The following is a 6,601-nucleotide window of genomic DNA, read 5'->3' as shown; positions in this document are numbered from 1 at the left end:
CCCCTGACCCATGTCAGGGGAACCGGCCGTCGCGTTGTGCGGTGTCAGACCCCGGCGTAGGAGTGCTTGCCGGTGATGAAGATGTTGACGCCGTAGTAGTTGAACAGGTAGCAGCCGAAGGCGATCAGCGCCAGGTAGGCGGCCTTGCGGCCCTTCCAGCCGGCGGTGGCGCGGGCGTGCAGGTAGCAGGCGTAGGCGACCCAGGTGATGAAGGACCAGACCTCCTTGGGGTCCCAGCCCCAGTAGCGGCCCCAGGCGGCCTCGGCCCAGATCGCGCCCGCGATGATCGTGAAGGTCCACAGCGGGAAGATCGTGGCGTTGATCCGGTACGCGAACTTGTCCAGCGACGCCGCCGACGGCACCCGCTCCAGAACGGACTTGGCGAACCGGCCGAACTGCTTGCCCTCCGGGTTCTCCAGCTGGGCCTCGTAGCGGTCCCGGAAGAGGTAGAGCAGCGTGGCGACGGCCCCGATGTAGAGCGAGGCGCCGGAGACGATCGCGCAGCTGACGTGGATCCACAGCCAGTACGAGTGCAGGGCCGGAACCAACTGGTCGCTCGCGGTGTACAAGACAGAGACAGCGAGACCGAGGTCGAGGAGGACCGTGGTGACGAGAGGCAGCCCGATCCAGCGCACATTCTTCTTCAGCGCCAGCAGCACCAGGTATGTGGCCACCGCGACCATGGCGAAGGTCGTGGAGAACTCGTACATGTTGCCCCACGGCGCCCGCTGCACCGACAGCGCGCGCAAGAGGACACCCGCGGCATGAAAGAGGAAGGCCAGTACGGTCAGGCCCACCGCGATCCGGCCGTACACATCGCCCTGTTCGGTGCCGCCCGCGGCGCCCGGCCCGTCCGGGACGTCACGGCTGCCCGCCGCGGAGCGGGTGACGATCTTCGGCCGGTCCAGGACGGCGGTGCCGCCGCCCTGCCCGCCGACCCGCACGGTCACCTTGGCGCGCTGGGCGGCCTCGGCGTCGGTGGTGATCGCGGCGGCGGTGCGGCCGACGGCGCTGCGGCTGCCGAACACCCACTCGGCGATATGCGCCAGGAAGGCGAGGGTGTAGACCGCCATCGCCGAGTAGATCAGCACGTTGCTGTAATGAGCCAGGTTCTCGTTGACTTCGGCGGCGAGGTTCACGCGCGCGCTCCTTCGGCAGGATCTGCGGGATCTGCGGTGTCGGATGCGGATTCCGAGGCGGAGTCCTCGGTGGAGTCCTCGGTGGAGTCCTTGGCGGAGTCCTCGGTGGAGTTCCGGTCGGGCTCCGGGTCGGGCTCCGCTTCCGGGGCCGGGGGTGCGTCCGTCTGGAGACGGACGGCCAGATCGGCGAGTTCTTCGGGCAGCCTGGCGTACTCACTGCGGCCGAGCCCCGCCATCTCGACCACGGTGGTGCCGTCGTCGCCCGGCACCGCGCGCACCCACACCCGGCGGCGCTGGATGAACAGGGAGGCGGCCAGGCCCACCAGGGCGGCCACGGCACCGATGAGAGCGCCCTGGTCACCCGGCTTATGCGAGATCTGGAAGCCGGCCCATTCCTTGACGCCGTCGAACGACAGCGTTCCGGCGCCGTTCGGCAGCTTCATGGTGTCGCCGACCTTGAGCGCCCGGGCGAACTTGGTCTTGCCGTCGGGCTCCCGGAACTGCTTCATCCGCGACTTGTCCAGCTGGTACACGCTCTGCGGAGTGCCGCCGTCCACGCCGAGGCTGCCGTGGTAGGCGGTCAGGACCAGCGTCGGATTGTCCAGCGCCGGGAAGACGGAGAACATGCCCTGGCTGCGCACCCAGGTCGGCAGGAACTGCCCCTGGAAGCCGATTTGGTCCTTCTTGCCGTTCTTGTCCCGATAGTCCGGAACCTTGATGACCATGCTCTCGGTGAGGTTGGCCCCGTCGATCGGCAGCCCGACCACCGGGCCCTGGTGCACCACATCGCCCTTGCCGTCCCGGATGGTGACGACCGGCGAGTAGCCGTGGTTCAGCAGGAAGACCTTGTAGCCCGCGATCTCCAGCGGCTCGTTCACCTCGATCGAGGTCTTGTGGCTGGCGCCGTCCGCGCCGTCCCAGTAGCTCACATCGGCGCGGAAGGTGCGCGGGGTGCGCATCTGCGGACCGCTGCGTTCGTAGGTCGCGGTGAAGCGGTCCAGCTGGAAGCCGAAGGGGGCGAGATCGTCGCTGTTGAACAGCTGCCCCGTCTTGATGTCGTCGTACTGGGTGAGGCTGTTGGAGAAGCCGCCGCCCTCGGTGATCAGGCTGCTGCCCTCGGTCTTCCACAGCTGCCCGGCGGCGAAGGACACCAGCAGCACGATCAGCGCGCAGTGGAAGAGCAGATTGCCCACCTCGCGCAGATAGCCCTTCTCCGCGGCCACCGCGTCACCCGAGGCCTCGATGCGGAAGCGGCGCCCCTTCATGATCTTCCGGGCGGCCGCCAGCACCTGCTCCGGCTCGGCCTCACTGCGCCAGGTGGTGTACGCGGGAAGCCGGGTCAGCCGGCGGGGCGCGGCCGGCGGGCGGCCGCGCAGCTGGCCGATGAACTGCCAGGTGCGCGGCACGATGCAGCCGATGAGCGAGATGAACAGCAGGAGGTAGATCGCCGAGAACCACACCGAGCTGTAGACGTGGAACAGCTGCAGCTTCTCGTAGATCGGGGTGAGCGTCGAGTGCCGCTTCTGGAAGTCCTGCACCTTGAGCTGGTCGATGCTGGTCTGCGGGACCAGGGAACCGGGGATCGTGGCGAGGGTGAGCAGCAGGAGCAGCAGCAGCGCCACCCGCATCGAGGTCAGCTGCCGCCAGAACCACCGGGCCCAGCCGAGCGGCCCCATCGAGGGGACGTTGATCTCCTCGGCCGGGGCGGTGGACAGCTGCGACCCCGCGGCGCCGAGCTCGCGCTCCTCGGCGGTCGCGCCACCCTCGGGCGGCGCGCCGGCCTCCTTGCCGGCCGCGGTGTCGGTATCGGTGGTGGACATCGATCAGATCCCAACGTTGAAGCCCTGAGCCCAGGTCTGCATGGAGCCCATCATGGTGTCCCAGACACCTGTGAGCAGCAGCACCCCCAGAGCGACGAGCATGCCGCCCCCGGCTCGCATCACCCAGACGTAGTGCCGCTTGACCCATCCGAAGGCACCCAGCGCCCGGCGGTAGGCCACGGCGACCACCACGAACGGCAGCCCGAGCCCCACGCAGTACGCGGCGGTGAGCAGGGCCCCACGCCCCGCACTCGCCTCATTGAACGCCAGGGCGTTGACGGCGGTGAGCGTCGGCCCCAGGCACGGCGTCCAGCCGACGCCGAACAGGGCGCCCAGCACCGGCGCCCCCGCAAGCCCCAGCGTGGGCTTGATGTGGAAGCGGAACTCCCGCTGTCCGAAGCCCCCCAGCACCCCCATGAAGGCGAGGCCCATCACGATCGTGACGACCCCGAGGATCTTGGAGATGGTCTCCTTGTGCTCCTGGAGCGTCCAGCCGAAGTTGCCGAAGAGCGCGCCGCCGGAGACGAAGACCGCGGTGAAGCCGAGCACGAAGAGCGAGGCACCCGCGACCATCCGGCCGCGCTTGGCCTCGGCCAGATCCGTGCCCGTGACCCCTGTGACGTACGACATATAGCCGGGCACCAGAGGCAGCACACAGGGGGAGAAGAAGGAGACCAGTCCGCCGAGCAGGGCGACCGGAAGCGCCAGCAGCAGCGCCCCGGTCAGGACGGTCTGGTTGGGATCGGTCGCGGCGGCCAGCGTGTTCACGAAAGGTCACTTCTCCGCGATCAGCGGAGTGACCATCGTGCGCAGGCGCTCCTCGCTGAGCGGCGTCAGAGCGCGGGCCGCGATCCTGCCCTCCCGGTCCAGCACGATCGTCGAGGGGATGGCCTGCGGATTGAGGCTGCCCTTGGGGAAGCGCAGCATGAGCTTCCCGATCGGGTCGTACAGACTCGGGTAGTCGACGCCGTATTCCTTCTCGAACCTGAGCGCGGGGGCGCGGTTGGAGTCACGGGTGTTGATCCCGATGAACTGCACCCCCTTGGCCTTGGTGTCCTTGGCCACCTTGGCGAGGTTCGACGCCTCGGCCCGGCAGGGGGCGCACCAGGAGCCCCAGACGTTCAGGACCACGATCTTGCCCTTGTAGTCCGCCACGTCCAGCGGCTTGCCCTCCAGGGTCTTGCCCGAGAGCTGGGGCGCGTCCTTACGGTTCTCCTCGGCGACGGTGTCCACGCCGCCCTTGCCCTGAACGAACTTGGTGTCGGCGGAGCCGCCCGAGGTACCACCCCCGCCGCAGGCGGTCAGGGACAGCGCGGCAACCGTGGCCCCGATGGCCAGCACGGTTGTGCGACGACGGGTCGCGAGGCCCCGAGGGGCACGGCAGGCACTCATGTGAAAAGTTTCGCATGGCCCTTTTGGGGATCTTCGCCACCCCCCTCCGGGCACTCCGCCGGGCCCCGCGGGGCCCCGCCCCCGGCTCACCCCCGGCTCACCCCTGGCTCGCCCCGCGCCCACCGGTGCCGTCAGCCGCCGTTCGCGCTCCACGTCTGGCCCACGCCGAGCCCGCTCAGCTCGGCCAGGACCGCGGGGTCCTGTGCGTCCAGCCAGTCGGTGAGCTGCTTGAAGGAGACCAGCCGGACGTCCTTGTGCTTCTCGTCGGCCATATGCTTGAGCGCTTCCTCGACGGCGTCCATATAGATGCCGCCGTTCCACTCCTCGAAGTGGTTTCCGATGAAGAACGGGGCGCGATTGGTCTCATAGGCCCGCTTGAAACCGGCTATGTACGCCTCGGCGGCCTGCTTGCGCCAGCCCGGGTAGTTCGCGGGCGGGGCGTTGGTGGAATTCTTCGACTGGTTCGCCAAGATGTTGTAATCCATCGAGAGCACCTCGAAGGAGTGTCCCGGAAAGGGAATCTGCTGCAGCGGGAAGTCCCAGATGCCCTGCTTCTTCGACGGCCACACCTGGAGTCCGCCGGGCGAACTCGCGTCATAGCGCCAGCCGAGTTCCCGGGCGGTCGGCAGCAAATTGGTCTGGCCCTTCAGACACGGAGTGCGGCCGCCGATGAGCTCCTTGTGGTAGTCGAAGGGCAGCGGATCCACATCGGTGAAGCGCGTATTCGTCTTCCACTCCGTGACGAAGGACATGGCCTGGTCGATCTCGGACTTCCACTGCGCGGACGTCCAGTTCTCCACCGAGCCGCTTCCGGAGCAGAAGTGGCCATTGAAATGGGTGCCGATCTCATGGCCCTCGAGCCATGCCTCGCGCACGTTCCGCAGCGTGGCCTTGATGTGCTCGTCGGTGAGATAGCCGATGTCGGAGGCGCCCACCGGGTTGTTCGGCGGCCGGTAGAGCGACTTCTTCGACTCCGGGAGGCAATAGATACCGGAGAGGAAGAAGGTCATGGTCGCGCCGTGGTCCTCGGCCAGCTTGCGGAACCGCGGGAAGAGACCGTTGCCGACCTCTCCCGCGCCGTCCCACGAGAACACCACGAACTGCGGCGGCTTCTGCCCCCGTTCCAGCCGCTCCGGCTTCGGGGCCTCCTTACGCCGCTCACCGTGCGAAGTGGAGCCGTCACCGATCGGCTTCGCCTGGGTCGTCCTCGCGGGCTTCGGCGTACCGGATCCGGACCCCGAGGAACAGCCGGCGACGGCCAGCGACGCCGCCGCTCCCATACCAAGACCGAGGATCCCCCTCCGGCTGACCTCACGCATAACGTCCTCAATTCGCACTCGCCGTTCTGATTGCCCGGGGTGTCCGGACAACCCTGGAGATGGCGAGGCGAATAGCGAGGTTCCGAAAGAACGCGGTCAATTACACGGCGGACACAATGTCTCCATTAAGTGCCACACCACACGACCCAACGGTCATCCCACGGCCATGCGCCCGTCACGCACATCGCGGGCCGCACACGACGGCCCGCACCCCCGGCCCGGCCGTGGCCGGGCGCACCACTCAGGCGCCGTAGCCCTTGGAGGCCCCCTTCACCGGCTTGGCACCCGCGCGCAGATGGGGCGGAACGAGATCACGGGCCGGTTCGCTGTAGCCCACCGAGACGATCCGGTCGCCGCGGAAGGTGAAGCTGGTGAGGCTGGCCAGCGTGCACTGCCGCCTGCGCGGGTCGTGCCACAGCCGCCGCCGCTCCACGAAGCTGCGCACGATCCAGATCGGCAGCTGATGGCTGACGCATACCGCCTCGTGCCCGCGCGCGGCGTCCCGCGCCCGGCCCAGCGCCGCCATCATCCGCACCACCTGGTCGACATAGGGCTCACCCCAGGACGGGCGGAACGGGTTGGTGAGATGGCGCCAGTTGCCGGGTTTGCGCAGCGCGCCGTCGCCGACACCGAAGGTCTTGCCCTGGAAGACGTTCGCCGCCTCGATCAGCCGCTCGTCCGAGGCCACGTCCAGGCCGTGCGCCTTGGCGATCGGCGCCGCCGTCTCCTGCGCCCGCTCCAGCGGGGAGGCGACCACATAGGTGATGTCACGATCGGCGAGGTGCTCGGCGACCCGGTCGGCCATCTGCCGCCCCAGATCGGAGAGGTGATAGCCGGGCAGCCTGCCGTAGAGCACGCCCTCCGGGTTGTGGACCTCGCCGTGGCGCATCACATGGACGACGGTGATGTCGTTCTCGCTCTGTGTCATGTC

At 68.5% G+C, this 6,601-nt stretch carries 6 protein-coding genes; all 6 read right to left on the bottom strand.

Going from position 1 to position 6,601, the window contains the following annotated elements; genetic code table 11:
- Positions 1–44 precede the first annotated feature (44 nt).
- The 6 genes from ccsB to ACFXB5_RS24105 all read right to left on the bottom strand — a co-directional run bounded on the left by ccsB (position 45) and on the right by ACFXB5_RS24105 (position 6,598).
- Positions 45–1,139 (bottom strand): c-type cytochrome biogenesis protein CcsB, encoded by a 1,095-nt coding sequence (gene ccsB / locus ACFXB5_RS24130; RefSeq protein ID WP_385211361.1) that lies wholly within the window; start codon positions 1,137–1,139, stop codon positions 45–47.
- Complete coding sequence (locus ACFXB5_RS24125) at positions 1,136–2,959, bottom strand: cytochrome c biogenesis protein ResB (RefSeq protein WP_385211359.1); 1,824 nt, start codon at positions 2,957–2,959, stop codon at positions 1,136–1,138. The genes ccsB and ACFXB5_RS24125 overlap by 4 nt, the downstream gene beginning before the upstream one ends.
- Before the next feature lie 3 nt (positions 2,960–2,962).
- A complete protein-coding gene (locus ACFXB5_RS24120; RefSeq protein WP_037955272.1) occupies positions 2,963–3,727 on the bottom strand; it encodes a cytochrome c biogenesis CcdA family protein in 765 nt (254 codons plus the stop codon).
- 6 nt (positions 3,728–3,733) lie between these two features.
- Positions 3,734–4,351: a TlpA family protein disulfide reductase gene (locus tag ACFXB5_RS24115; protein ID WP_385211357.1), complete on the bottom strand. Its 618-nt coding sequence runs from the start codon at positions 4,349–4,351 to the stop codon at positions 3,734–3,736.
- Between the two features lie 131 nt (positions 4,352–4,482).
- Complete coding sequence (locus ACFXB5_RS24110; protein ID WP_385211355.1) at positions 4,483–5,670, bottom strand: hypothetical protein; 1,188 nt, start codon at positions 5,668–5,670, stop codon at positions 4,483–4,485.
- 241 nt (positions 5,671–5,911) lie between these two features.
- Positions 5,912–6,598, bottom strand: a complete 687-nt coding sequence (locus ACFXB5_RS24105; protein WP_201851520.1) for a histidine phosphatase family protein — start codon at positions 6,596–6,598, stop codon at positions 5,912–5,914.
- Positions 6,599–6,601: the final 3 nt, after the last annotated feature.

It is taken from the genome of Streptomyces sp. NPDC059455 (genome assembly GCF_042750115.1).
Classification (GTDB): Bacteria; Actinomycetota; Actinomycetes; order Streptomycetales; family Streptomycetaceae; genus Streptomyces; species Streptomyces endocoffeicus.
This window is presented reverse-complemented; position numbering and strand designations above follow the sequence as displayed.

Excerpts from the sequence above, each read along its gene's own strand:
- ACFXB5_RS24125 (WP_385211359.1), bottom strand. The coding sequence starts at position 2,959 with ATGTCCACCACCGATACCGACACCGCGGCCGGCAAGGAGGCCGGCGCG.
- ACFXB5_RS24115 (WP_385211357.1), bottom strand. The coding sequence starts at position 4,351 with ATGAGTGCCTGCCGTGCCCCTCGGGGCCTCGCGACCCGTCGTCGCACA.
- ACFXB5_RS24105 (WP_201851520.1), bottom strand. The coding sequence starts at position 6,598 with ATGACACAGAGCGAGAACGACATCACCGTCGTCCATGTGATGCGCCAC.
- ACFXB5_RS24110 (WP_385211355.1), bottom strand. The coding sequence starts at position 5,670 with ATGCGTGAGGTCAGCCGGAGGGGGATCCTCGGTCTTGGTATGGGAGCG.